Below are 23298 nucleotides of genomic sequence, written 5' to 3' on the forward strand. Positions count from 1 at the left end.
TCGTTGTCGTGCGTCTGTTCACTCGTCGTTCGGAGGGGATTCGTCGTCCGGCCGAGCGACGAGAACGGAGACCGAGGCGAGCCGGACGACGCGCTCGGCGGTGCTGCCGAGGACGAGTCCTTCGAGGCCGGTGCGGCCGTGGGTGGCCATCACGATCAGATCGGCGGCGTGGTCGTCGGCCGCCCCGATGATCTCCTCGTGGGCCGCGCCGTGGCGGACCTCGCCCGTGGCCGCGACATCGCGCCCTTCGGCCGTCGACACGAGGTCGTCGACGTAGCCCTCGCCGGTGCGCTCCATGTCGTCGCGGACGCCCTCGTCGTACTCGTGGACCGTCACCCCGCTGTCGGGATCCTCGATGACGTGGACGATCTGAACGGCCGCGTCGTACGTCGACGCGAGGTCGAAGCCGCGTTCGGCCGCCTGGCGTGCGTGGTCGCTGCCGTCGGTCGGGATCAGGATCGTCTCGTACATGGGTCGAATACGCGTAGCGGTCACATATACTGCCGGTGGAACGAGTGTGACACCGGTTCCGGTACTTTGGGGGCGTTCGCGTGCGGTGCAGGCCGGCTACCCGGCCTGCGCCGATTCACCGATCAGAGGAAGAAGGAGACGACTGCGAGGATGATGAAGACGATGACGAGGATCCGCGCGATCTCCATCGAGATGCCGGCGATACCCTGCGCACCGACCACGTACGCGATCAGCGCGAGGACCAGAAACCCGATCGCGAGTTCGATGAACCCGCCGCTCTGTAGTACCGTCCCGGTGAGTGTTGCGAGCATTTCAGACTCTCCCTCCGACGTGCGGGGTTCGTGTGAGCGGCTCGGTACGGCTGGTCAGCGGCGGACGTGTCGGTTGCATCACGCCAGTGCAACCGTCTCCTTGAGGATTCAACTCGAGGCTTGCACCAGCCGGTTGTATAAAAACGACGTCCACGAACCGGACGAGGACCGCGGCGTTCCGAAGCGCTTAACAGCGCCACTGGCGGAGATCCAGTGACTCGCTGGGACGGGCACCGGCGGGCACCTGTGGCGATACTGCAGGTCGGAATGTGGCCAGCGTGGTCCGGTGGACCACGCGGCTGAACCATCAACGCCCGCAGCAACCATGGCACGAAGTTTCTACTCCCACATCGGCGATGCGTGGCACGACGCGGACAACGAGATGCACGAGGAGCTCCAGTGGCAGCGCCTTCAGGAGTGGCGCGACCAGGGCGCGATCGAGCGGATCGACCGTCCCACCCGTCTCGATCGGGCGCGCTCGCTCGGCTACAAGGCCAAACAGGGCATCGTTCTCGCCCGGATCGCGGTCCGGAAGGGCACGGCCCGAAAACAGCGCCACGACGCTGGCCGGCGGACGAAGCGCCAGGGCGTCAACAAGGTCACCCGCCGGAAGTCGATTCAGCGGATCGCGGAGGAGCGATCCAGCCGGAAGTTCACGAACCTCAGAGTACTCAACTCCTACCCGGTCGGCGAGGACGGGAGCCAGAAGTGGTTCGAGGCGATCCTCGTCGATCCCGAACACCCCGCGATCGAGAACGACGACGACCTGAACTGGATCTGTGCCGACGACCAGCGCGGTCGAGCGTTCCGCGGGCTGACGAGCGCCGGCAAGCAGGGACGTGGCCTCGGCACGAAGGGTAAGGGCACGGAACACACCCGCCCGAGCGTTCACGGCGGCAAGGGTCGCGGGAAGTAAGCCCGACCACTCTTTACTCGCGAGGACGTATCACCCTCGATGAGTCACGACACCGCCGCAAGCGACGCCAGCACCGCCTCGGACGACGAGACGCTCACGATGTACGCCGACTACGTCTGTCCGTTCTGCTATCTCGGAGAGGCCTCGCTGGAGCAGTACCGCGAGGAGCGCGACGACCCCCTCGATGTCGCGTGGCACCCCTTCGACCTCCGGAGCCGCGAGCGCGGGCCGGACGGCGAGATCGATCCGGCGGCCGACAGCGGCAAGGACGACGAGTATTACGAGCAGGCCAGGGAGAACGTCCGGCGACTCCAGGAGGAGTACGACGTCGAGATGAGCCTCGAGATCGCCGAGGACGTCGATTCGAAGCACGCCCAGCAGGCCGCGCTGTTCGTTCGAGAGGAGTATCCCGACGTGTTCGCGGCGTTCCACGAGCGGGTGTTCGACGCGCTCTGGCAGGACGAGCGCGACATCGGCGATCCCGAGGTGCTAGCCGAGATCGCGGCCGACGTCGGACCGACCGATGGCGAGGGGACGGAGATCGACACTGACGCACTCCGGGCGGCGATCGACGATCCCGACCACGAGGCGGCGCTCGAAGAGCGGTTCCGGGAAGCCCAGCAGACGGGCGTCACGGGAGTTCCGACGTTCGCCTACGAGGGCCACGCCGCTCGCGGGGCCGTCCCGCCCGAGCATCTCCGGCGGCTCATCGAGGGCTGAGCCACGACACGATCGACGGGATCTGGGGAGTGAACCGCTGGCCCGCACGGGCGATCGTCCGGCCGGCCTCGCCGGGATGGTCCTGCCCGAGTCGATAGCCGATCTCGTCCTGGCGCTTCGGGGCGTCGAAGACCGCGGGCTCTTCGAAGTCGAACAGCTCACACGGCTCGGCAGCGACGTCCGCATCGGCGACGATCGCGTTCGTGGCGCGCCGTGCGGCCTCGTTCGCGCCCTCCATGCTGGCGAGATCCGTCGTCGTGCGGACGTAGTCGGCGGCGAGCACGAAATTGTCGGCCGCCGTTCGCGCGTCGGGGCGGTGGCGGAGCGAGCGCACGGTGTTGAGCAGCAGCGGTTCGTGGTTCGCCGCGACGGTCCCGTCCGAACCGAACTCGATCGCGGGGTCGAGAAACCAGTCCACGAGGTCGGTCTCGTCGAGGCTGCCGGTTTCGAGATGGTCGTCGAACTGGGCGAGGACTTCGGTCTTGATCTCCTCGGCAGTGCACTCGCGGGCCGGCTTGTCGGAGACGATTCCAGGGGCGTTCCAGTCGGAGATGCAGATCGAGAGGATTCCCTCCACTTGGCCGTCGCCGTAGTCGTCGGGATCGAACTCGCTCCAGAACTGGCGCTGGGAGATCGAAGTGAGCGACCACGGCGCGTCGAGATAGACCCCGTGGCCGTGGACGTCGGTCGCATCCTCGGCGAGGTAGAACTGGATGCCGTTCATCCACGCGGTGTCGAGCCCGTCGAGCCGGGAGAGCGACGGTGCGGCCGTCACGAGATCGGGCGTCCGGAGATCGACCATCACTTCGACCGGGACCGCACCGACATAGTAGTCCGCCTCGATCCGTTGGGTCTCGCCGTCGCGGCCGACCGTCGCGCCGGTCACCCGCTCGGTGTCGGTGTGGATCTCACGGACGGGGGTTTCGGGACGGAGCGAGACCCCGAGCTCGTCGAGATACGTGACCCAGGGATCGATCCAGACTTCGCTCGACGGGCCGTTGAGCAGCGAGTCGGCATCGACAGTCGAATCGACCAGCCCCCGGAACAGTTGGAGGTAGACTCGACCGATGGTTCTGGTGGAACTCGCCTCGGGACGCATCGCCACCAGCGACTGGGTAATGCCGTAGCCGAGGAACTTCTGATACGCAGTAGACATGCTCTCGGCGTCGATGAACTCCCACCACGAGATTTTGTCGTACTCCTCGCGCCGGCGACGCTCGCACGAGGTCGCGAACTGGAGCAGCCGGCTCGCGAAGAACGCTCGTTCGCGCTCGGAGATCGCATCGCGCGCGAACAGGTTGCCGAGCATCCGTCGCCAGCCCGAAATCGACTCGGGAGTTTCGGTCGGGAACACCTCCGGTCGGCCGGCCTCGGCCATCAGCATCTGGGTCGTGGGCTCGAGGTTGTCGTAGACGCCGTCGGGATTGTTCCCGTAGGGAATCCGTTTCATCGAGTCGGTGAGGTGGCGGTAGAATCCGGGAAAGAACCGGAAGCCGTGTTCACCGGGTAGCGGTTTCCGATCGTCGGTCGCCGAGTCGGGAACCGGGATGGAACGGGCCTTGCCCCCGAAACGCTCACGCGCCTCGTACACCGTCACGTCGAAGCCGCGCTCGCCGAGTTCCTGGGCCGCGCTCAGCCCACCGACGCCCCCGCCGAGTATCGCAACGGTCGGTATCGTTGAACCCCCCATTGGTCGGTTGTTCCATAACGGGGTTCCGACCCGTAAAACGTTGCGTTGGCGGCTATCGCTACCGAAATCGTGGCTCACGATCGTCGAGCGCCAGCGCTAAGTATCACTCAGTGGTATCTCTGGTATGAGCGATCCTGGCGCGATCGACCACGAGTTCGTCGATAGATGTTGCCAGCCATATTCCGAGTGCGACCCGTTCCGGGGTCCGTTCGGGGTGGATGTGCGGGTGTTGGGGGACGAGGCATGACTCGCGAGCCGGTCCCTGTCTCACGTCCGGTCGGGCTCACGATCGCGAGCAGCGATTCTGGGGGTGGGGCGGGGATCCAGGCCGATCTGAAGACGATGGAGGCCTGCGGCGTGTTCGGGACCAGCGTGATCGTCGCCACGACCGCTCAGAACACCCAGGGCGTCGAGTCGGTTCACGTCCTCCCGACCGACGAGATCGAGGCCCAGTACGCGGCCATCACGACCGACTTCGATCTCGGCGGCGTCAAAACCGGAATGCTCGCCACCGCGGAAGTAGTCGAGACCGTGACTGGCTACGCTCGCGACCTCGACGCCCCGCTCGTCGTGGACCCGGTGATGGTGGCGGCGTCGGGCGACCGACTGCTCGAACCCGCTGGCGAGAACGCCTACGAGGCCCTGATCGGGGAGGCGGCGCTGGTGACACCGAACGCCGACGAGTGCGCGGTGCTCACTGGAATCGAACCTGAGGGCGAGGAGAGCGCGCGCGAAGCGGGCGAGGCGCTGATCGGAATGGGGGCCGAGGCGGCGCTCATCAAGGGTGGACACGTCCCTGGCGAGACGGCGACCGACGTGCTGGTGACGAGCGAGGGACGCGAGGTCTTCGAGCACCCACGAGTCGAGACCGAGGCGACCCACGGTTCGGGCTGTACGCTCGCGAGCGCGATCACCGCACGGCTCGCGGCGGGCGACGCGCTCGATGCGGCGGTCGAAGACGGACTGGCGCTCATGGAGCGCGCGATCCGATACCCACTCGACGTCGGCGAGGGGCCCGGTTCGGTCCACCACCACGCCGATCTCCGGGATCGTGCGGCGCGCGAACCGACCGCCGAGACCGTCGCAAGCGTGGTCGACGCCCTGGTCGAGCGCGACGTCAGCCCGCTCGTTCCGGAGGTCGGGATGAACGTCGTCGGCGCGACGCCCTATGCCGAAACGCCTGGCGAAACCGCCGCGGTCGAGGGGCGGATCACGCGGACGTTCTCGGGCGTGAATCCGAATCGTGGAGTCCGCTTCGGCGCGTCGAGCCACGTCGCCCGATTCCTGCTCGCCGCCCGCGAGTTCGATCCCGCCCTCCGGTTCGCCGTCAACTGCCGGTTCGATAGGGATGTCGAGGACGCGCTCGACGGGCTCGACTGGTCGGTCGCCACGTACGATCGGAGCGAGGAACCCGAGCAAGTGAAAGATGCTGCGGAAGGCACGATGGGCTGGGGCGCACGCCAGGCGTTCGATCGGTCGGCGACGCCGGCCGCGGTGATCGACCGCGGCGAGGTGGGGAAAGAGGCGATCGTCAAACTCGTCGCGACGGACCGGGAATCGCTGACCGAGCGGGTGTTCTCGCTGCTCGACGCGCTCGAAACCGCCTGAGCGTCCCCTCGTCTCGTCATCAGACGCGCTGGGTGAGCACGAACAGCAACAGCGCCATCAACACCGATCCGAGGAGCGCTTCGACGCCGGCGATCGCCCGCGCACCCGCCCCGATCGGTTGTATGTCGCCGTAGCTGAGCGTGGAAAACGTGACGACACTGAAGTAGAGACCATTGTAGAACACGCGTACCAGCTGGCCCGGTGTCGCCGCGAGAACATCCGCGACTGGCTGTTCGAACCCATACGTTCCGGAGTCCGTGCGCAGCCCACCGGTCAGCGGATACAGGATTCCGGAACACCCCATTACCACGACCGAGCTCGTGACGACCCGTGTGGGGCTGGTTCCGTACCGCATCACCCACCGCGAACCTTCGAGTTTGAGCGCACGGAGGTACTCGCCGCCCGCCCACGCCGCCCGTCTCCGGGTGCTCTTCTCACCGAGATAACACGCCCGCGACCGCTGCGGGAGGGCGTCCTGTTCGAACAGCCGACGGAGTTCCCGGTAGGTCCAACTCGCCGCTTCGAGCGTTGCGACCCGCGTCTCGCGGTCTTCGGCGTCGTCGACGAGGCTCTCGTAGATCACCCGGTCGCCGAAGTCGGTCGCGCGGTCGAGGCGCACGTCGGTGAAGCTGGCGCGGTAGAGCTTCGTCCCGTCGAGACTCGCCTCCCGGAGGTCGATGTCGTCGAACGTCGCCCCTTCCACGTCGGCCCCGTCGAAGCACGCTCGGCGGGCGTCCACCCGATCGAACGTCGCCCGCCGACAGTCCGCGCCGGTGAGATCGGTGCCGCGGAGGGTCGCACCGGTGAAATCCGCTCCGACGAGGCTCCGCCCGCGCAACCACGACGCGCCCGTGAGGTCCGCCCCGCGGAGGTCAGCGCCGTCGAGGCGTTCACCCGGTTCGGGTCGGTGGGAATCGAGCGCCTCGCGCGTCTTGGGGCTGCCGTCGTGCCAGAAACAGCGATCGTCGTCGCCACGCACTGGCCGCCAGCAACGTGCCGTGCCCCGATTCGTGAGCAGTTCCACGTCCTCGACGTAGCCACATCGCGTCTTGGACATCGCTCGGATATGGCCCGAGAATCGTTATAGGCTTTTTAGCCGTGACGGGCGAGTCGCGACCGACGGCAGGCACTCATCGGATCGGAACGTGGCGAGTGAGGGCGTTTCGGGCGATCAGCACGACGAACAGCCCCACGCCGCCCGCAGCGATCGCGAACACGGGGTTCGAGAGCGCGGCCGTCACGGCGCGGTCGAGCAGCGTCGTCGACCACCGGACCAGCAGTTGTGACGGCAGCACCGCCCGGCCGGTGACGACGAGCGCCGCGATGCCCGTCGCGAAGAGGCCACTCCCCACGGCGGAGTAGAGCGCGAACGTGCCGACGTGCATCCCCGCGACACCGGCGGGGATCGAGATCACCGAACGAACCACCGGCAGGAGGCGACCCCAGAACACCGACGACTCGCCGTACCGGCGAAACCAGCGCCGCGCGCGTGCGAGATCCGACTCCGAGACCCGCACGTAGCTGCCGTAGCGATCGACGAGCGGCTGGTGGGCCGCATCGAAGACGTAGTACGCGAACAGACTCCCCGCCGTCCCACCGGCCGCCACGACGAGGACGAACGCGAGGAAGCTCGCGGGCGTCGAGACGATCGCCGCGGCCCCGACGGGCAGGACGAGCTCGCTCGGGACGAACGGGAAGAGCAGCGAGGTTTCGAGAAACATGAAGACGAACAGCGCGAGCAGGCCGTACTGGGCGAGCAGCGTCGTCGCCGTCTCCTCGATGGGGATCCCGACGAGCATCGCCGACCGTACGCCGGTAGCGCCTTTGACGCTTTCACGTTCCCACCGAACCCACAGGTTTTAGCGCTCGGGCGCGCCGAATGAGGGTATGGCAGAGGGGATCGTCGGGGAGTTTCTCGCGCTCAAAGAAGAGACGGATGCCGACCTGTTGGCGATGCAATGCGGCGATTTCTACGAGTTTTTCGGCGACGACGCCGAGTTCGTCGGCGAAGAGCTCGACCTCAAGATCTCCGAAAAGTCCTCGCACGGCTCGGCCTACCCGATGGCCGGCGTTCCCCTCACCGAACTCACACCCTACCTGAAGGCCCTCGTCGAGCGGGGCTACCGCGTCGCCGTCGCCGACCAGTACGAAGTCGACGGCGGCCACAAGCGCGCGATCGAGCGGGTGGTCACACCCGGCACGCTGCTCGAAACGACCGACAGCGACGCACGCTATCTCGCGGCGATCGTCCGCGAGGATGGCGGAAACGACGGGGCAGGCGAGGGTCGCTACGGCCTCGCGTTCGCGGACGTTACCACCGGCCGGTTTCACGCCACCGAGATTTCGGGCGACGCTGAGGACGTGCTGACCGAGTGCTACCGGTTCGCGCCCGCCGAGATACTCCCGGGTCCTGCCGTGCGCACCGACGACGACCTCCTCGAACGGCTCCGCGAGCGCACCGCGGGGACGCTCTCGCTCCACACCACCGACGCGTTCACGCCGGACACTGCACGCGCGACCGTCGACGAGCAGTTCGGCGGCGCGGCACTCGCCAGCGTCGGTCTCGACGAAGCGAGGGAAGCGATCCGGGCGGCTGGCGCAGTGCTCGATTACGTCGACGCGACTGGCGTCGGCACGCTCGCGTCGATGACCAGGCTCCAGCCCTACCACTCAGGAGAGGGCGTCGCGCTCGACGCGACCACCCAGCGCAACCTCGAACTCGTCGAGCCGATGGGTGAGGCCGGCCGGACGCTGCTCGACACCATCGATCACACCGTGACGAGCGCGGGGGGACGACTCCTCCGCGAGTGGCTGTGTCGGCCGATACGGGCGCGGGCGGAGCTCACCAGGCGAGCCGACGGCGTCGAGGCACTCGCTGCGGCGGCGCTCGCACGCGAGGAACTCCGCGAGGAGCTTGGCGGGGCGTACGACGTCGAACGGCTGTCGAGCAAGGCGGTGTCGGGCAGCGCCGACGCGCGCGACCTGCTCCGCGTCCGTGATTCGCTCGCCGTGCTGCCGCGGCTCGCCGACGCCGTCGCGGGCTCGCCGGAGCTCCAGAATTCGCCGATCGCCGACGTGCTCGCGCGGCCGGACCGCGCCGCTGCCGAGGAGCTTCGGGGAGCGCTCGACGATGCGCTCGCGGAGGATCCTCCCGGAGGCGTCCGCGAGGGCGGCCTCATCCAGCAGGGGTACGACAACGATCTGGACGAACTGATCGCGGGCCACGAGGCAGCGCTCGACTGGATCGACGGCCTCGCCGACCGCGAGAAGCGCCGCCACTCGATCACCCACCTCAGCACGGGCCGGAACAAGACGGACGGATACTACATCCAGGTCGGCAACTCCGAGACTGACCAGGTTCCCGAGAGCTACGACCAAATCAAGTCGCTGAAGAACGCGAACCGGTACACCACCGACGAACTCGAAGAGCGCGAGCGAGAGGTGTTTCGGTTCGAGGAGCGCCGGGGCGACCTGGAGTACGAGCTGTTCTGCGAGCTTCGCGGACGGGTCGCGGATGCAGCGCAACTCCTCCAGGATGTCGGTCGCGCGCTCGCCGAATGCGACTGCCTCGCGAGCCTCGCGGTACACGCCGTGGGTCACGACTGGACCCGGCCCGAGCTGGTCGAGTCGGGGCTCGACATCGACGGGGGCCGCCACCCGGTGGTCGAACAGGAGGTCGAGTTCGTCCCGAACGATCTCGAACTCACCGACGACCGCGCGTTCCTCGTGGTCACCGGGCCGAACATGAGCGGGAAGTCGACGTACATGCGCCAGACCGCGCTCATCACGCTGCTCGCCCAGATCGGAAGCTTCGTGCCCGCCCGAAGCGCACGGATCGCGCCGGTCGACGGGATCTACACTCGCGTGGGCGCGCTCGACGAGCTCGCCCAGGGGCGCTCGACGTTCATGGTCGAGATGAGCGAGCTCGCGAACATCCTCCATTCGGCGACCGACGAGTCGCTGGTGATCCTCGACGAGGTGGGTCGGGGCACCGCAACCTATGATGGGATCTCGATCGCGTGGGCCGCGACCGAGTATCTCCACAACGAGGTGCGCGCGAAGACGCTTTTTGCGACTCACTACCACGAACTTACCGGGCTCGCCGAACACCTCGATCGGGTGACGAACGTTCACGTCGCGGCGGACGAGCGGGGCGACGACGTCACGTTCCTGCGGACCGTCGAAGAGGGGCCAACTGACAGAAGTTACGGGATCCACGTCGCTGATCTCGCGGGCGTGCCGGAGCCGGTGGTCGGGCGCTCGCGGGACGTGCTCGCGAAGCTCCGGGCCGAGAAGGCGATCGAGGCGCGCGGGTCGTCCTCGGGACAGTCGGTCCAGGCCGTGTTCGACCTCGATGCGGGATCGTTCCGCGGGTCGGCGAGCGCGGACGGTGGCCGGACGACGGAGGATGCCACACGCGGGTCAGAAGCGGACCCGGACAGCGGCGACGACTCGCTTGATCCCGAAGCCGAATCGGTGCTCGACGCAGTACAGGAAACGAACATCGACGAGACGTCGCCGGTCGAGCTCATGAGCCGGGTTTCGGCGTGGCAGCAACAGCTCGACGATACGGAGGAAGACGGATGAGCGACGGGGCGGATGGAGGCAAGCGGACGGACGAAATCCACCGGCTCGACCAGGCGACGATCGAGCGCATCGCCGCCGGCGAGGTAGTCGAGCGACCCGCCTCCGCGGTGAAGGAGCTGGTCGAGAACAGCCTCGACGCCGACGCCTCGCGGGTGCGCGTCGTGGTCGAGGCGGGCGGCACCGACGGGATCCGCGTGACGGACGACGGACGGGGGATGACTGCGGAAGCGGTCGAGCGCGCGGTCGAGAAACACACCACGAGCAAGATCGCGGACATCGACGATCTGGAGGCCGGTGTGGGGAGCCTGGGCTTCCGGGGCGAGGCGCTCGCGGCCATCGGCGCGGTCTCGCGGCTCACGATTCGGACCAAAGCTCGGGGAACGAGCCGCGGCACCGAACTCCGGATGGCTGGCGGCGAGATCGAGAGCGTCGAACCCGCTGGCTGTCCGGAGGGTACTACCGTCGAAGTCGAGGACCTGTTCTACAACGTCCCCGCGCGCCGGAAGTATCTCAAACAGGACGCCACCGAGTTCACCCACGTCAATCGGGTGACGACGGGCTACGCGCTCTCGAACCCTGACGTGGCGCTCGCGCTCGAACACGACGGTCGCGAGGTGTTCTCGACGACGGGGCAAGGAAGTCTGGAGGCCACGATCCTCTCGGTCTATGGCCGCGATGTCGCGGAGGCGATGATCCTGGTCGAAGCACACGCGGACAGCGAGTCCGACGGTGCGGACGGTGGGAACGACGAGGAATGCGACACCGACGGACCGCTCGACGAACTCTCCGGGGTCGTTAGCCACCCCGAGACGACCCGCGCGAGCCCGGAGTACTGCTCGGTGTTCGTCAACGGCCGGTACGTGAGCGCGACCGCGGTTCGGGACGCGATCGTGGAAGCCTACGGCGGCCAGCTCGCGCCCGACCGGTACCCGTTCACCGTGCTCTTCCTCTCGCTGCCGGCGGACACGATCGACGTGAACGTCCACCCTCGAAAGCGCGAGATCCGCTTCGCCGACGAGACCGGTGTGCGCGAGCAGGTCCGGACGGCGGTCGAGGACGCGCTCATGCGTGAGGGCGTGGTCCGCTCCGGCGCGCCACGCGGTCGATCGGCACCCGACCAGACCGAGATCGAACCCGAGAGCGGGGATGCAGGGCCGCCCGACGACGGTGGTGAGTCGGCGAGACTGGACCGATCGACCGACGCCGACGAACCGCCATCCCGTCCGACGGAATCACCCGACGCGCGGGACACGACGAGGACGGATCTCGACGACTCCGGGACCGAAACGACGGGAACCGAACCCGCCGACGCCGAGCCCGAACACCCCTCGACGAACGAATCGAACGTGCCGACAGGGCCGGAGCCGACGGAGGCCGAGACGACGGTATCCGACCAAACAGCGGGCGATGCGGCACGCGAACCGATCGGCGAACCGCCCGCTGCCGGCGATAACGACGCTGGCGACGGGTCACGACGTCCAGCGGAACCTGGGAAGTTCACCGACGTGGCCGAACAGACCACGCTCGCCGGCGATCGGGTGCCGGACGATCACGCGTTCGATCGGCTTCCGCGACTCCGGGTGCTCGGACAGCTCCACGACACCTACATCGCCTGCGAATCGCCCGATGGCCTCGTCCTGATCGACCAGCACGCTGCCGACGAACGGATCAACTACGAGCGTCTCCGGGAGCGCGTCGCGGGCGAGACGGCGATTCAGGAACTCGCCGACCCCGTCGAAATCGAACTCACGGCGGCGGAGGTCGAGCTGTTCGAATCGTTCGCCGACGCGCTCGCCGAACTCGGGTTCGAGGCCTCGCGGGCCGACGATCGGACGGTCGAGGTGCGGGCGGTGCCGGCGGTGCTCGACGGTGCGGCCGATCCCGATCGACTCCGGGACGTACTCTCGGGGTTTGTCGGCGACGAAGAGCCCGAGGCATCGATCGAGCGCGACGCCGACGCGCTGCTCGCCGATCTCGCGTGCTACCCCTCGATCACGGGCAACACCTCGCTCGCCGAGGGGGACGTGATCGACCTCCTCCGGACGCTCGACGACTGCGAGAACCCCTACGCCTGTCCGCACGGTCGGCCGGTCGTGATCGAGGTCGGGAACGACGAGCTCGACGACCGCTTCGAGCGCGACTACCCCGGTCACGCCGGCCGGCGGGAATAGCGCCACTCGATACGAACGGATCACGGGCGTTAATATAGAACGTCGCGATTGCGAAACGATGGCTGACCTCCTCACGTTCGGTGCGGCGATCCTCGAACTCACCACGCCTGGTCGCGAGCGCCTCGCAACCACCGATCGGCTGGAGGTCGCGGCGACGGGGTCGGCGGCGAACGCCGCGGTGACTGCCGCCCGGATCGGGAGCGACGCGACGTGGCTCTCGAAGCTGCCCGACACCCACCTCGGCCGGCGCGCTGCCGCCGGGATCGCCTCTCACGGCGTCGAAACCGAGATCCGCTGGACCGACGAGGGCCGTCAAGAACTCGCCTTCGCCGAGCGGGCGGGACCGCCGCGCGGGAACGCCCGCATCGTCGATCGGGCGTCGAGTGCGATCGCGTCGGCGACGCCCGACGACCTCTCGCTGTCGGCGGTCGGCGATCCGGGGATGGTGTTCGTCGACGCCCTCCTCCCGACGCGCTCGACGACGCTCGCCGACACGACCGCGACCTTCCTCGCCGAGACCGGTGCTGCGGGAGCGGAAGCCGTGCTCGGACTCGGTCGCCAGGAGCCGTCGGCGACGGTCGAAGCGACCCAGAACCTCCTCCCGGCGGTCGACACTCTGATCACGGCGGAGACGGGCGCGGCGGCGCTCGGCGATCGTGCGGACCCGACCGAAACCGCCCACGCGCTGGCGGCCGAGCACGATCTCGAAACGGTCGTGATCGCGCGCGACGAGCGCGGTGGCGTGGTCTGGCACGATCGGACCGTCCACGAGCGCGCGTCCCCCGCGACCGAAACGGTCGACGAGCGCGGCGCGTTCGACGCGTTCTGTGGGGGATTTCTGGCTCGCCGGGCCGCGGGAGCCACGGCTGACACGGCGCTCGAAGCTGGGGTTGCGAGCGCGGCGCTCGCACGAACCGTTCCCGGGCCCGTCCCCGCGATCACCGCCGCGGAGGTCGAGCGGTGTACCGCGTCGATGGCCGAGCCCGGGATGAGTGAGTGATGCGCCGCCGAGCGTGTGCCGCCGCGGCCAGCACGGACAACGGCTAAGCCGATCGGGAGCGTGGAACTCCCATGCACGTGGTGATCGTCGGCGCGTACGGCAGCGCGGGAGTCGCGGTCGCACAGGAACTCGTCGAGCGACGGGACAGCCCCGAAGACGTCGAACTCACGCTCGTCGACGACGGCGAGCCGGGCGGCGGGCTCTGCATTCTCCGTGGCTGTATGCCCTCGAAAGAGGTGCTCTCGGCGGGCGCACACCGCTTTCAAGCTCGCCACGACCACCGACTCTCGGGATCGCTCCCCGACGTCGATCTCGATTCGGTGGTCGAAACCAAGAACGAGCACACGTCGAACTTCGCGGCCCACCGCCGGAGTTCGGTCCACGACCTCGCCGAGCGCGAGAACGTCGAATTCCTCCACGAGACCGCGCGGTTCGTCGACGACCACACGGTCGCGGTCGGTGATCGGACGATCGAGGCCGACTACGCCGTGATCGCCACCGGCTCGACCGTGAACGTGCCCGACCTCCCCGGGATGGGGGAGGTCGAGTACATGACCAGCGCGGACGTGCTCGATAGTACCGAGTTCCCCGACAGCGGGGTCGTGATGGGCTTTGGCTACGTCGGGATCGAGATGGTTCCCTACCTGAGCGAGGCGGCGGGGATGGACCTCACCGTGATCGAGCACGACGCGCGCCCGCTCGACGAGGCCGATCCCGCCTTCGGCGACGCGCTGCTCGATATCTATCGCGAGGAGTTCGGGATCGAGGTGTTGACCCACACCTACGAGCAGTCGATCGAATCGACTGCCGACGGGGGCGTGCGCCTCCACGTCGAGCGCGACGAACAGGATAAAACGGTCGACGCCGACCAGCTCTTCCTCTTCACCGGCCGCCGACCGACGCTCGACGGACTCGGGCTCGAAAACACGACACACTCGATCGGCACCACCACGGTCGGCGACCGTGACGAGCCGGTGCCGCGACCCGAAGTGGGTTGGGTCGGGCCGACGATGCAGGCCGCCGACGATCCCCAAACCTTCGTGGTCGGCGACGTCAACGGCCGGGAACCGATCCTCCACGTCGCCAAGGAGCAGGGGTTCACTGCCGGGCGGAACGTCCTCGCCCACGCCGCTGGCGAGGAGCTCGAAGCGTACGAGAACGTCCACCACCACGTGATGTTCTCGGGGCTCGGCGTGTACCCGTTCACGCGGGTGGGTCACTCCCAGGCGACGGCCGAAGAGGCGGGTTTGGAGGTCGTGACCGCGACTCGCGAAGCTGCCGACGACGGCGTGTTCAAAACCAAGGACGTTCCCGAGGGCCTGGCGCGCCTCGTGGTCGACGAAGAGGACGGCACGGTGCTCGGCTATCAGGGACTCCACTACCACGCCGACGTGATGGCGAAGACGATGCAGGTGATCGTCGAGGGCGGGATGGACGTTCGCGAGATCCCCGATCGGGCGTACCACCCGACGACGCCCGAGATTCTGGACGGGTTGTTCCGCGAAACGAGCGACCAGTTGGAGTGAAGCTGTCACAACCGTTATTGACGGACCTATCAGCAGCTACTGGTTTCGCGTCTTTGTAACAGCAGTCGGCGACGATTGCCGATTCGCCCGAACAGAATCCCGATTCAAATGAGAACCGCAGGCCACTCCCTCCCCAACCGATTCCTTCACTTCGTTCGCACCGCTCACTCCGTTCAGTCATCCCTCGCGCGAGTCGTGCGCTCCGCGCACTCCCGCGCGCCACCGCGTCCCGGTCGGAACCTGATCCCGAGCAATCCAACTTCCAAGACTCGGACAGCGGGATGGATAGCAGGTCGGTGTGAACTGTAGTCGCGTGTAAAATATAGTCATACGAATCGCTACGCGGGAGTGATTTATTCCGCCGGCCTCCGATTCCTGAGCATGGCAAGCGAGCCCGCGAGCGTCCGCGACCGTGTTCGGGAGCTGTTCGCACTCGAACGCGACGTGCTCGTGCTCTCGGTCGCGATGTTCGCGTTCAGTCTCGGCTTCCAGATGACGAGCCGGTATCTCGGGGAGTACATGGTCGCGCTCGGCGCGAGCGCGTTCATTGTGGGGCTGTACGGCACGTTCTCGAACGTCATCAGCGCGGTCTACCCCTACCCCGGAGGGGCGATCTCGGATCGGATCGGCTCGCGGTACGCGCTCACCGTCTTCGGCCTCCTCTCGGCGGTCGGCTTCGCGGTGTGGCTCGTCGCACCCGTGTTCGGCGCGCTCGCCATCCCCCTGATATTCGTCGGCCTCGTGTTCGCCCAGGCCTGGAAGTCCTTCGGGCTGGGCGCGACCTTCGCCATCGTCAAACAGAGCGTCTCGTCCGCGCGGCTCGCGGAGGGGTTCGCCAGCACCGAGACCTTTCGCCGGACCGCGTTTCTGGTGGGACCGCTGCTCGCGGCCGGCGTGTTTGCCACCCTTGCCACGACGGATACCGGATCAATGACCGATTCACAGGTGGTCGAAGCGTTCGTCGCCATCCTCGCGATCGCGTTTGTCTTCGCTGTTCTGGGGACGCTCGCCCAGCACGTGCTCTACGACTCGGCTGGCGATGATTTCGGCAAGAAGTTCGAAGGGATCTCGCAAGTCGCCGACGACCTCCGGAACCTCCCCCCGGAGCTCCGCCCGCTGCTGATCGGCGACACGCTGGTTCGCTTCGCCAACGGGATGGTGTACGTCTTCTTCGTGATCGTCGTCACCCGGTTTCTGGGCGTCGGCCTCTCGGTCACTCTTCCCGTTGTGGGGGCCGTCGATCTCTCGCCCCAGGCGTACTTCGGCGTTCTCCTCGGGATCGAGATGGCGGTCGCGCTCCTGACGATGATCCCCGTCGCGAAGCTCACCCGACGGGTGGGGCTCAAACCCGTGGTCGCGGTCGGGTTCGCGGTGTACGCGGTCTTCCCCGCGCTGCTCATCGCCGCGCCGCCGGATGCGGGGGTGCTCGCGGCGCTCTTTGCGTTCTCGGGGCTGCGCTTTGCGGGACTGCCCGCGCACAAGGCGCTCATCGTCGGCCCCGCGGAACGCGGTGCAGGCGGACGCGTCACCGGCTCGTACTACCTTGTCCGTAACGTCGTCGTGATTCCGAGCGCGGCGCTCGGCGGCGTACTCTACGGCGGGTTGGCGGTGCCAGGCGTCGGACGGGTGCTCGCTGGGAGCCCACCGCTCGCGTTCGGCACAGCGACCGTCGTCGGTCTCCTCGGCACGGGCTACTTCCTCGTCTTCGGCGAGGAGTTCGCGGTCGCCGGCAGTTGATCACAGGAGAGGGGGACGAACGATCCGCTACTGCGCGGAGTACCCGCCGTCGACGACGAGTCCGTGGCCGGTGACGTAGGAGGACTCGTCGCTGGCGAGGAAGGCGATGCAGTCGGCGATCTCCTCGGGTTCGCCGAGCCGTCGCAGGGGGTACTGGGCCGTTAGCCGCTCGCGGGCGGTCTCGGGGTCGCCCTGGGATTCGAAGAACTCCCGGCCGAGTGCGGTGTCGGTGAACCCCGGGCAGACGGTGTTCGCGCGCACGCCGTGTGGCCCTGCCTCGGCGGCCACCGCCCGGGTAAAGTTGAGTACCGCGCCCTTCGTGAGCGAGTAGACCGACTGTTTCGGCAGACCGAGCACGCTCGCCAGCGATCCGACGTTCACGATCGCGCCCGATCCCTGGGTCTTCATCGCCGGCAGGGCGGCGTGACAGCCGTTCCACACTCCCCGAAGGTTGATGTCGAGCACTCGATCGAACGTCTCGGTGTCGGTTTCCTCGACGACCGCCGGCGGTTGGCCGATGCCGGCGTTGTTGACGAGCGCGTCGAGACCGTCCTCGGCGGCGATGGATTCGACGAGGTCGGCGAACGCTGCCTCGTCGCGCACGTCGAGTTCGTGGAAGGTCGCGTCGCCCTCGGCCGCCGCGATCCGCTCGACGGTCTCCTCGCCACCCTCACGGTCGACGTCAGTGACGATCACCCGAGCGCCCTCCTCGGCACAGCGCTCGGCGGTCGCACGCCCGATCCCCGCGCCTGCACCCGTCACGAACACCGTCTGATCCTCGAATCGCATGGTAGGTCGCCACAGTCTGGCGGCATAAACCTGCCCGGTAGTGGATGAACGATCACGATGTTTGGGCGGACCGTCGGTAGGCGGAGGATCGACGGGGTGAACCCAATCGTGAGCGCGGATCGACCGCCGAAAGAACGAACCACGCTGCCGTCTATCGGACCGTATGGCAGCCGACCAGCCACTCGCCGACGACACGGCGATTGTCACCGGAGCCAGCTCGGGGATCGGGAGTGCCACGGCGCACGCGCTCGCACGCGACGGGGCCGACCTCGCGCTCGCCGCACGACGAGAGGAGCGTCTCGAAGAACTCGCTGCGGAGCTCGAAGCCGATCACGGCGTCGCGACCCTCGTCGCACCGACCGACGTCACCGAGGAGGACGCGGTCGCGGACCTCGTCGATGGGACGGTCGATGCGTTCGGCGGCCTCGACGTGCTCGTCAACAACGCCGGTCTCGCGCGCGGGTCGGCCGTGGAGGACCTCTCGACCGAGGAGTACCGCACCATGATGGATGTCAACGTCGACGGCTGTTTCTTCGCGACGCGCGCGGCGCTCCCCCATCTCCGGGCGTCCGAGGGAAACCTGGTCTTCGTGGGGAGCTTCGCGGGGCAGTACCCCCGCCCGTTCAACCCGGTCTACGCCGCGACGAAGTGGTGGGTTCGCGGGTTCGCCCATAGCGTCGCTGGCGCAGTCGGTGAGGCGGGCGTCGGTGTCACCGTGATCAACCCCTCGGAGGTGCGGACGGAGTTCGGCGACGACGAGAGCTTCGCGGAACGGTTCGACGAGGGCGAGGTCACCGAACCCGACGAGATCGGCGACGCGATCGCGTTCGCCGCGCGCCAGGACCGCTCGACCGTGAGCGAACTCGACCTCTTCCGGCGCGACAAGTTCAGCGACTTCTGAGTTCGACTGCGAGCGCGTCGGCGGGGTCGGCCGGTCCGCGGACGTATCTCGTGGGATCGCGCTCGACCGCGAAGGCGTGGATCGTGACCACCAGACGCTCGGAATCGAGCGTCGCACGCAGGACGGGACCGACGCTCGTGATTGCGACGTACGGCGGCGCGGCGACCGGTTGGGCCGGGAGTTCCTCGTCGAGCGTGTCGACGGCCCCGGCGAGCGCCGCCGCCAGGCGGTTGAGTACACCTGCACGATCGAGCGTACGCTTGAACGGGTCGACCACCGCCGTCCGGTCGGACGTGGTCGCACCATCCCACGAGTCGGCAACGGCGTCGGCACACGCGAGCACGGCGTCGAGCAGGTCGGCGTGAGTGGTGAGGAGATGCTCGCGAACGGTGGCCGGTGCGGACGTGGGTCGGCTCACTCCGTGGGCGCAGCGGCACAGTTGTTCGGCCCGAGTTCGAGTTCGAACGCGGTCTCGTCGTCGGCGCTTTCCCGTCCGCGGTTGATCGCGACGATGCGCTCGTGGTTCGCTGGTTGTGGTCCCATCCCGTCGAGCACCCGCTCGACGAACCGCTCGCGATCGAGTGAGAACACGGAGAGTCGATCGCGGAGGTCACCGAGCCGTGTGGCGTACGCGCCGTCGGTCTCCGATCGTTCCGACGGGCCGTAGTGGCCTGGCGCGACGAGCAGATCGTCGTCCAGCACGTCGAAGCGCTCGGTCAGGGTGTCGTGGAGCGTCCTGGCGAGGTCGCGCGCGCCGTCGGCTCCGGCTTCGAGGTCCGGCCGTGGAACGCCGTCGAGAAACAGCGAATCACCGGTCAGCAGGGTATTGCCGACCCGGAACGCGAACGCGCCCGAGGTGTGGCCCGGTGCGGCGATCGCTTCCATCACCGTGTCGCCGAGTTCGAGTGCTTCGCCGTCGGCGATCGTCGTGACGTCGTCGACGCCACGCGCGGCGGCAGGCTCGGAGAGGACCGGCTCCGCGCCGGCTTCGGCCGCGAGCCGTCGAACGCCGCTCACGTGGTCTGCGTGGAGGTGAGTGTCGATCGCATAGCGGAGGTCGACGCCACGATCCGCGGCGTCGGCAACGTACCGATCGGTGAACTCTCGGAGCGGGTCGATCACCGCCGCCTCGCCGCCGGCGTGGACGAGATACGCGAGACAGCCGCTCGACGGCCGGCGGTACTGGACGATGGTTGTGGAACCACCGGAGTCGATCTCGCTCGCGCGGTAGACCCGTGCCCAGCCCGTCATTCCCTCGGCGAGGTTGCGGGCCGCGACGCCCACCCCGGCGAGCAGGTCGGCGACGTGATCGCTCGCCTCGCCACGACCACAGACCACCGTGATGGGCTCGTCGAGGTCGAGATCGGCGGCGAGGTCGTCGATCCCGCCCGTGACCTCGGCCTGGAGGAATCGGGCGTGGGGGACGTGCTCGCGCTCGATCGACGATCCCTCGATGGCCCAGGACGCGATCTCGTCGCGGTCGCGGACGTCGAGTACGCTTATCCGATCGCCGGCGTCGATGGCGCGCGCGAGTTCGGCGGGGGTGATCGCGTCGTCCGCCGTCGATCCGGACGAAGATGCATTCATGTGCGCGGTAGGTGTCCACGGCCGATATACTGTTGGTCGAGTGTCCACCGGCGCGGTGGTGGCGATCGCGGTCGGCGCGCGGCGGGCGCTCGCGGTGCGGAGAGCGTCCGCTCGTGCGAGGGATGACTGAGTGCGGCGAGCGAAGCGAGCAAGCGAAGGAATCGGTTGGGGAGGGTGTGGCCTGCGGTTCTCGTTTGCGTCGTGATTTGCCTCCGGCGAGTCGGCTGCCGTCGCCCTCCACGATGAGTCACCATCGATTCCTCGTGCCCGACAGTATAAGTGTCAGCCACGATAGTGGACGTCATGGACGGCGAGACCCTGATCGACGACGTGCGGGACGCGAAGGCGACCCGGCTCGATCGGCTCGGCGGGACCAAATGGCTGCTCGCGGCGACGGGGGCCGACCTCGAAACCGAGCGCGTTCTTCGGGTAGCGACCGAAAGCGAGACGGCCGCCGCCGAGACGTTCGAGCAGTGGGCCGACGACGAGGGGAGCGATCGGGCGCGCGAGGCGTTCGCGTCGGTCGCGGCGCTCGAACGCGACCACGCGGCCCGAGTCGCGGACCACCTCGACGGCGATCCCGAATCGGAGACCGATTCCGGACCGGACGCCGCGCCTGGCGCGCTCCACGAGCATCTTCGAGGTCTCGACGATACCGCAGAACGCGTCGGTGCGGGTCTCGTCGGACGGCCGCTCGTGAGCGACCGCACCACCGTTCAGATCGTGAGCTTCTTCGTCAACGAGGCGGACGAGCGCCGCGCCGATCTCTTTCGAGAACTTCGATCCGAAACCGGCGACCTCCTCGACGAAGGGGCGGCGGTGCTCGATGCGGTCTGCACCGCGAACGACGATTGGGAGCGCGCCCGCGGGGCCGCCACGGCGACGATCGACGTCGCGTACGACGAGTTCGCGGGCGATCTCGACGCGATGGGGCTCGACCCGCGTTCGGTCTGCTGAGTCGTGCCGTCGCTCGCAACCGAGTGCGGGTGCCGAGAGCGGTGTGCGTCTCAGATCGAGAACTCGTAGAGGTCGTCGCCGACGTGGTGGACCGATGCGACGACCTTCCCCGAATTCCCGGCCATCTCACTCCCGTCGACGAGCGCGCGCCCGACCGCGAGAGCCTTGCCGTGAGCTTCCTCAACGATCACGACGTGCTGGTCCGCTTCGATTCCGGGGTCGGCCTCGGTGATACCTGGCCGCATCACGTCCGCGCCGTCCGAGACAAAGGAGATCGCGCCGGTGTCGACGGTGACGACACCCGTCTCGGGCGGATGGGCGTTCGCGCCGCGCACGGTAAGGAAGGGTGCGTCGTCGAGGTAGATCACGAGCGGCTCGCCATCGACGAGGACGAGGTCACGATCACTTTCGGCGAACTCGACGCGCTCGTAGGTGTCACCGGCGAGGTCGACGCCGAGCCGATCGGCGAGCGTCCGCTCGATCTCGTCGACTGCGTCGCTTCTGAGGTGGTGGCGGGATCTGACCTGCATACCCTCTCGTACCCATCGGCGGTGATAAATCGTGCGCCAGCGACACGGACACAACCCGGATACGACAGGTGGCCGACGCGAAGAGGTAAGTGCGCGGCTACCGAAGGGGATCGTATGTGGGGGTCCCGGCGCACCCGGGAGAGCAAGACGATCACCTGTATTGCGTGCGGCGGCTCGGTCCGGCGCTCGGAGGCGCGCGAGTACGACAAGCACGGCGATCGATGGAAACGCACAGGAAAAGAGTTCGAACACCTCTGTAAGGACTGTTATCGCGACCTCTGTCACCAGCCGCGCGACGATCTCGAAGCCCTGCTCGTCGAGATCCACGCCATCGAGGGCACTGAGTCGCGGACCGCGTTCCTCCGACGGTACGACGAGATCGTCGAGGAACGCTACGGTCCGCTCGAAGAGCGCGAGCGCTGACTCGCGGCTCGCCGTTCTTTCTTCGTCACCGTCCCACCGCACCCGTCGTCGTGCCAGAACGACTAATTGTCGGCTGCCCGTAGCCCGGTCATGAGCGATCAAGCAGCCGCTGGCACCACCGAAGGACAGGGGCCGGTCGAGATCGACGAGGAACTCGCCCGCCACCTCGAGAACAAGCGCGAGGAGCTGTTCGAGAAGTTCGGCATCCACGAGGAGTTCCCCGACGAAGTGCTCGAAGAGGCCGAAACCCGCACCGAGGACGTCGCAAGCGAGATCGACGACGAACTCGACGATCGTCAGGATCTCCGCGACCTGACGACGTGGACTACCGACCCGGTCGACGCGCGGGACTTCGACGACGCACTCAGCATCGAGAAGGGTGAGCAAGAGTTCGTGCTCCACGTCCATATCGCGGACGTGACCCACTACGTCCACCCCGACAGTGAGATGTGGACCGAGGCGGTCGAGCGGGCGAACACCGTCTACCTCCCGGATCACACCGTCCACATGCTGCCCGCGACGCTCGCCGAGACGGTGTGTTCGCTCGTGCCCGACGAGGATCGCCTCGCCCACACCGTCGAGATGCATCTCGACCGCGAGACCCTCTCCTTCGAGTCGATCGACATCTACAAATCGGTGATCCGGAGCGACGAGCGGCTGACCTACACCCAGGCCGAACGCCGGCTCGACGATCCCGAGAGCGCACTCCACGAGGAGAGTTCCTTAGTGTTCGAACTCGCCGACCGGCTCCACGAGCAGCGCAAGGAGGACGGTTCCTTAGTATTGAACCCGCGCCGCGATCGCGCCCACACCATCATTGAGGAGTGCATGCTGAAAGCGAACAAGGCCGTGACCCACGAGCTGATGTGGAATCAAGGGGTCGAGGCGATGTACCGCGTCCACCCCCAGCCATCGCCCGACCAGTGGGACGACGCGCTGCAGGAGATCCAAGAACTCGACGGCGTGTCGATCCCCGGTGACGCATGGGGCGACGACCCCCGGATCGCGGTGAACGCCACCCTGGAGGAGGCCCCTGAGCGCCAGCTCGGCAAGATCCAGTACGCCGTGATGAAGGTGATGCCGCGCGCCCGCTACATGAACGACCCCTTCGGCGGGCACCACGCGCTCAACTTCGACATCTATGGGCATTTCACCAGCCCGATCCGCCGGCTCTCCGATCTGGTGAACCACTGGATCGTCCACGCGAACGACGTGCCCGAGAACCTGCTGCAACTGTGTGATCACGCCTCCGATCAACAACAGGCCGGCGAGAAGTGCGAACGCGAGTACAAGCAGTTCCTAGAGGAGGTCGGGCTGGATGCGGATGCGGTGAACAACCGTGGGATCGAGATCGTGGAAAAGGACCAATGAATT

General features: G+C 67.6%; 21 protein-coding genes. 12 read left to right on the forward strand and 9 right to left on the reverse strand.

Annotated elements, in window-relative coordinates; all coding sequences use genetic code 11:
• Positions 1–18: 18 nt before the first annotated feature.
• Both PHA81_RS07335 and PHA81_RS07340 read right to left on the reverse strand, forming a co-directional pair.
• Positions 19–471, reverse strand: coding sequence for a universal stress protein (locus tag PHA81_RS07335; protein WP_273836095.1), 453 nt, complete (start codon positions 469–471; stop codon positions 19–21).
• Between the two features lie 122 nt (positions 472–593).
• On the reverse strand, positions 594–782 hold the full coding sequence (locus PHA81_RS07340; RefSeq protein WP_005045213.1) for a DUF1328 domain-containing protein: 189 nt from the start codon (positions 780–782) through the stop codon (positions 594–596).
• 325 nt (positions 783–1107) lie between these two features.
• Between PHA81_RS07340 and PHA81_RS07345 the strand changes: the two genes are divergently transcribed.
• Positions 1108–1698: a 50S ribosomal protein L15e gene (locus PHA81_RS07345; protein ID WP_005045215.1), complete on the forward strand. Its 591-nt coding sequence runs from the start codon at positions 1108–1110 to the stop codon at positions 1696–1698.
• Between the two features lie 39 nt (positions 1699–1737).
• Positions 1738–2418 carry a DsbA family protein gene (locus PHA81_RS07350; protein WP_273836098.1) on the forward strand — a complete coding sequence of 227 codons (681 nt, stop codon included), beginning with the start codon at positions 1738–1740 and terminating at the stop codon, positions 2416–2418.
• On the opposite strand, the gene PHA81_RS07355 is transcribed toward PHA81_RS07350, so the two are convergent.
• On the reverse strand, positions 2405–4108 hold the full coding sequence (locus tag PHA81_RS07355) for an FAD-dependent oxidoreductase (protein ID WP_273836100.1): 1704 nt from the start codon (positions 4106–4108) through the stop codon (positions 2405–2407). The two genes, PHA81_RS07350 and PHA81_RS07355, sit on opposite strands and share 14 nt — an antisense overlap.
• 243 nt (positions 4109–4351) lie before the next feature.
• Here PHA81_RS07355 and thiD point away from each other — a divergent pair, with 243 nt between their 5' ends.
• Positions 4352–5716, forward strand: coding sequence for a bifunctional hydroxymethylpyrimidine kinase/phosphomethylpyrimidine kinase (gene thiD, locus PHA81_RS07360; RefSeq protein WP_273836103.1), 1365 nt, complete (start codon positions 4352–4354; stop codon positions 5714–5716).
• 19 nt (positions 5717–5735) lie between these two features.
• Here thiD and PHA81_RS07365 read toward each other — a convergent pair whose 3' ends face one another.
• The gene (locus tag PHA81_RS07365; protein ID WP_005045222.1) at positions 5736–6773 is read right to left on the reverse strand and encodes a pentapeptide repeat-containing protein; all 1038 of its coding nucleotides are present in this window, start codon (positions 6771–6773) and stop codon (positions 5736–5738) included.
• A 73-nt stretch (positions 6774–6846) separates the two neighbouring features.
• Positions 6847–7515: a DedA family protein gene (locus PHA81_RS07370; RefSeq protein ID WP_273836106.1), complete on the reverse strand. Its 669-nt coding sequence runs from the start codon at positions 7513–7515 to the stop codon at positions 6847–6849.
• Between the two features lie 88 nt (positions 7516–7603).
• Between PHA81_RS07370 and mutS the strand changes: the two genes are divergently transcribed.
• From mutS to PHA81_RS07395, 5 genes are all read left to right on the forward strand, one after another.
• Complete coding sequence (gene mutS, locus PHA81_RS07375) at positions 7604–10303, forward strand: DNA mismatch repair protein MutS (protein WP_273836108.1); 2700 nt, start codon at positions 7604–7606, stop codon at positions 10301–10303.
• Positions 10300–12474, forward strand: a complete 2175-nt coding sequence (mutL, locus tag PHA81_RS07380) for a DNA mismatch repair endonuclease MutL (RefSeq protein WP_273836110.1) — start codon at positions 10300–10302, stop codon at positions 12472–12474. Before mutS ends, mutL begins: the two co-directional genes overlap by 4 nt.
• A 58-nt stretch (positions 12475–12532) precedes the next feature.
• Positions 12533–13474 carry a PfkB family carbohydrate kinase gene (locus PHA81_RS07385; protein WP_273836112.1) on the forward strand — a complete coding sequence of 314 codons (942 nt, stop codon included), beginning with the start codon at positions 12533–12535 and terminating at the stop codon, positions 13472–13474.
• A 71-nt stretch (positions 13475–13545) separates the two neighbouring features.
• Positions 13546–15000: an NAD(P)/FAD-dependent oxidoreductase gene (locus PHA81_RS07390; protein WP_273836113.1), complete on the forward strand. Its 1455-nt coding sequence runs from the start codon at positions 13546–13548 to the stop codon at positions 14998–15000.
• A 381-nt stretch (positions 15001–15381) separates the two neighbouring features.
• Positions 15382–16737 carry an MFS transporter gene (locus PHA81_RS07395; RefSeq protein WP_273836114.1) on the forward strand — a complete coding sequence of 452 codons (1356 nt, stop codon included), beginning with the start codon at positions 15382–15384 and terminating at the stop codon, positions 16735–16737.
• Positions 16738–16764: 27 nt separating this feature from the next.
• On the opposite strand, the gene PHA81_RS07400 is transcribed toward PHA81_RS07395, so the two are convergent.
• Entirely contained in the window at positions 16765–17526 is a 762-nt protein-coding gene (locus PHA81_RS07400; protein WP_273836116.1) for an SDR family NAD(P)-dependent oxidoreductase, read from the reverse strand.
• A 163-nt stretch (positions 17527–17689) separates the two neighbouring features.
• Here PHA81_RS07400 and PHA81_RS07405 point away from each other — a divergent pair, with 163 nt between their 5' ends.
• Positions 17690–18427, forward strand: coding sequence for an SDR family oxidoreductase (locus tag PHA81_RS07405; protein ID WP_273836119.1), 738 nt, complete (start codon positions 17690–17692; stop codon positions 18425–18427).
• On the opposite strand, the gene PHA81_RS07410 is transcribed toward PHA81_RS07405, so the two are convergent.
• Together PHA81_RS07410 and PHA81_RS07415 are read right to left on the reverse strand one after the other, a co-directional pair.
• Positions 18414–18845: a hypothetical protein gene (locus PHA81_RS07410; protein WP_273836120.1), complete on the reverse strand. Its 432-nt coding sequence runs from the start codon at positions 18843–18845 to the stop codon at positions 18414–18416. The genes PHA81_RS07405 and PHA81_RS07410 overlap by 14 nt on opposite strands.
• Positions 18842–20014: an MBL fold metallo-hydrolase gene (locus PHA81_RS07415; protein ID WP_273836123.1), complete on the reverse strand. Its 1173-nt coding sequence runs from the start codon at positions 20012–20014 to the stop codon at positions 18842–18844. Before PHA81_RS07415 ends, PHA81_RS07410 begins: the two co-directional genes overlap by 4 nt.
• 303 nt (positions 20015–20317) lie before the next feature.
• Between PHA81_RS07415 and PHA81_RS07420 the strand changes: the two genes are divergently transcribed.
• Entirely contained in the window at positions 20318–20971 is a 654-nt protein-coding gene (locus tag PHA81_RS07420; protein WP_273836126.1) for a rubrerythrin family protein, read from the forward strand.
• A 50-nt stretch (positions 20972–21021) separates the two neighbouring features.
• Here PHA81_RS07420 and PHA81_RS07425 read toward each other — a convergent pair whose 3' ends face one another.
• Positions 21022–21501 carry an RNA-binding protein gene (locus PHA81_RS07425; RefSeq protein ID WP_273836129.1) on the reverse strand — a complete coding sequence of 160 codons (480 nt, stop codon included), beginning with the start codon at positions 21499–21501 and terminating at the stop codon, positions 21022–21024.
• A gap of 114 nt (positions 21502–21615) precedes the next feature.
• On the opposite strand from PHA81_RS07425, the gene PHA81_RS07430 reads away from it, so the two are divergent.
• On the forward strand, positions 21616–21924 hold the full coding sequence (locus PHA81_RS07430; RefSeq protein WP_005045249.1) for a hypothetical protein: 309 nt from the start codon (positions 21616–21618) through the stop codon (positions 21922–21924).
• 90 nt (positions 21925–22014) lie between these two features.
• Positions 22015–23295 carry a ribonuclease R family protein gene (locus PHA81_RS07435; RefSeq protein WP_005045251.1) on the forward strand — a complete coding sequence of 427 codons (1281 nt, stop codon included), beginning with the start codon at positions 22015–22017 and terminating at the stop codon, positions 23293–23295.
• The last annotated feature ends 3 nt before the right edge of the window (positions 23296–23298 follow it).

This window comes from Halococcus sp. PRR34 (assembly GCF_028617175.1).
Lineage (GTDB): Archaea > Halobacteriota > Halobacteria > Halobacteriales > Halococcaceae > Halococcus > Halococcus salifodinae.

Bases quoted from the DNA above. Each gene is read 5' to 3' on its own strand.
- PHA81_RS07395 (WP_273836114.1), top strand. From the start codon at position 15,382: ATGGCAAGCGAGCCCGCGAGCGTCCGCGACCGTGTTCGGGAGCTGTTC.
- PHA81_RS07425 (WP_273836129.1), bottom strand. From the start codon at position 21,501: ATGCAGGTCAGATCCCGCCACCACCTCAGAAGCGACGCAGTCGACGAG.
- PHA81_RS07385 (WP_273836112.1), top strand. From the start codon at position 12,533: ATGGCTGACCTCCTCACGTTCGGTGCGGCGATCCTCGAACTCACCACG.
- PHA81_RS07420 (WP_273836126.1), top strand. From the start codon at position 20,318: ATGGACGGCGAGACCCTGATCGACGACGTGCGGGACGCGAAGGCGACC.
- PHA81_RS07365 (WP_005045222.1), bottom strand. From the start codon at position 6,773: ATGTCCAAGACGCGATGTGGCTACGTCGAGGACGTGGAACTGCTCACG.
- PHA81_RS07345 (WP_005045215.1), top strand. From the start codon at position 1,108: ATGGCACGAAGTTTCTACTCCCACATCGGCGATGCGTGGCACGACGCG.
- PHA81_RS07350 (WP_273836098.1), top strand. From the start codon at position 1,738: ATGAGTCACGACACCGCCGCAAGCGACGCCAGCACCGCCTCGGACGAC.
- PHA81_RS07430 (WP_005045249.1), top strand. From the start codon at position 21,616: ATGTGGGGGTCCCGGCGCACCCGGGAGAGCAAGACGATCACCTGTATT.
- PHA81_RS07370 (WP_273836106.1), bottom strand. From the start codon at position 7,515: ATGCTCGTCGGGATCCCCATCGAGGAGACGGCGACGACGCTGCTCGCC.
- PHA81_RS07390 (WP_273836113.1), top strand. From the start codon at position 13,546: ATGCACGTGGTGATCGTCGGCGCGTACGGCAGCGCGGGAGTCGCGGTC.
- mutS (WP_273836108.1), top strand. From the start codon at position 7,604: ATGGCAGAGGGGATCGTCGGGGAGTTTCTCGCGCTCAAAGAAGAGACG.
- PHA81_RS07355 (WP_273836100.1), bottom strand. From the start codon at position 4,108: ATGGGGGGTTCAACGATACCGACCGTTGCGATACTCGGCGGGGGCGTC.
- thiD (WP_273836103.1), top strand. From the start codon at position 4,352: ATGACTCGCGAGCCGGTCCCTGTCTCACGTCCGGTCGGGCTCACGATC.
- PHA81_RS07400 (WP_273836116.1), bottom strand. From the start codon at position 17,526: ATGCGATTCGAGGATCAGACGGTGTTCGTGACGGGTGCAGGCGCGGGG.
- PHA81_RS07405 (WP_273836119.1), top strand. From the start codon at position 17,690: ATGGCAGCCGACCAGCCACTCGCCGACGACACGGCGATTGTCACCGGA.
- PHA81_RS07415 (WP_273836123.1), bottom strand. From the start codon at position 20,014: ATGAATGCATCTTCGTCCGGATCGACGGCGGACGACGCGATCACCCCC.
- PHA81_RS07340 (WP_005045213.1), bottom strand. From the start codon at position 782: ATGCTCGCAACACTCACCGGGACGGTACTACAGAGCGGCGGGTTCATC.
- mutL (WP_273836110.1), top strand. From the start codon at position 10,300: ATGAGCGACGGGGCGGATGGAGGCAAGCGGACGGACGAAATCCACCGG.
- PHA81_RS07335 (WP_273836095.1), bottom strand. From the start codon at position 471: ATGTACGAGACGATCCTGATCCCGACCGACGGCAGCGACCACGCACGC.
- PHA81_RS07435 (WP_005045251.1), top strand. From the start codon at position 22,015: ATGAGCGATCAAGCAGCCGCTGGCACCACCGAAGGACAGGGGCCGGTC.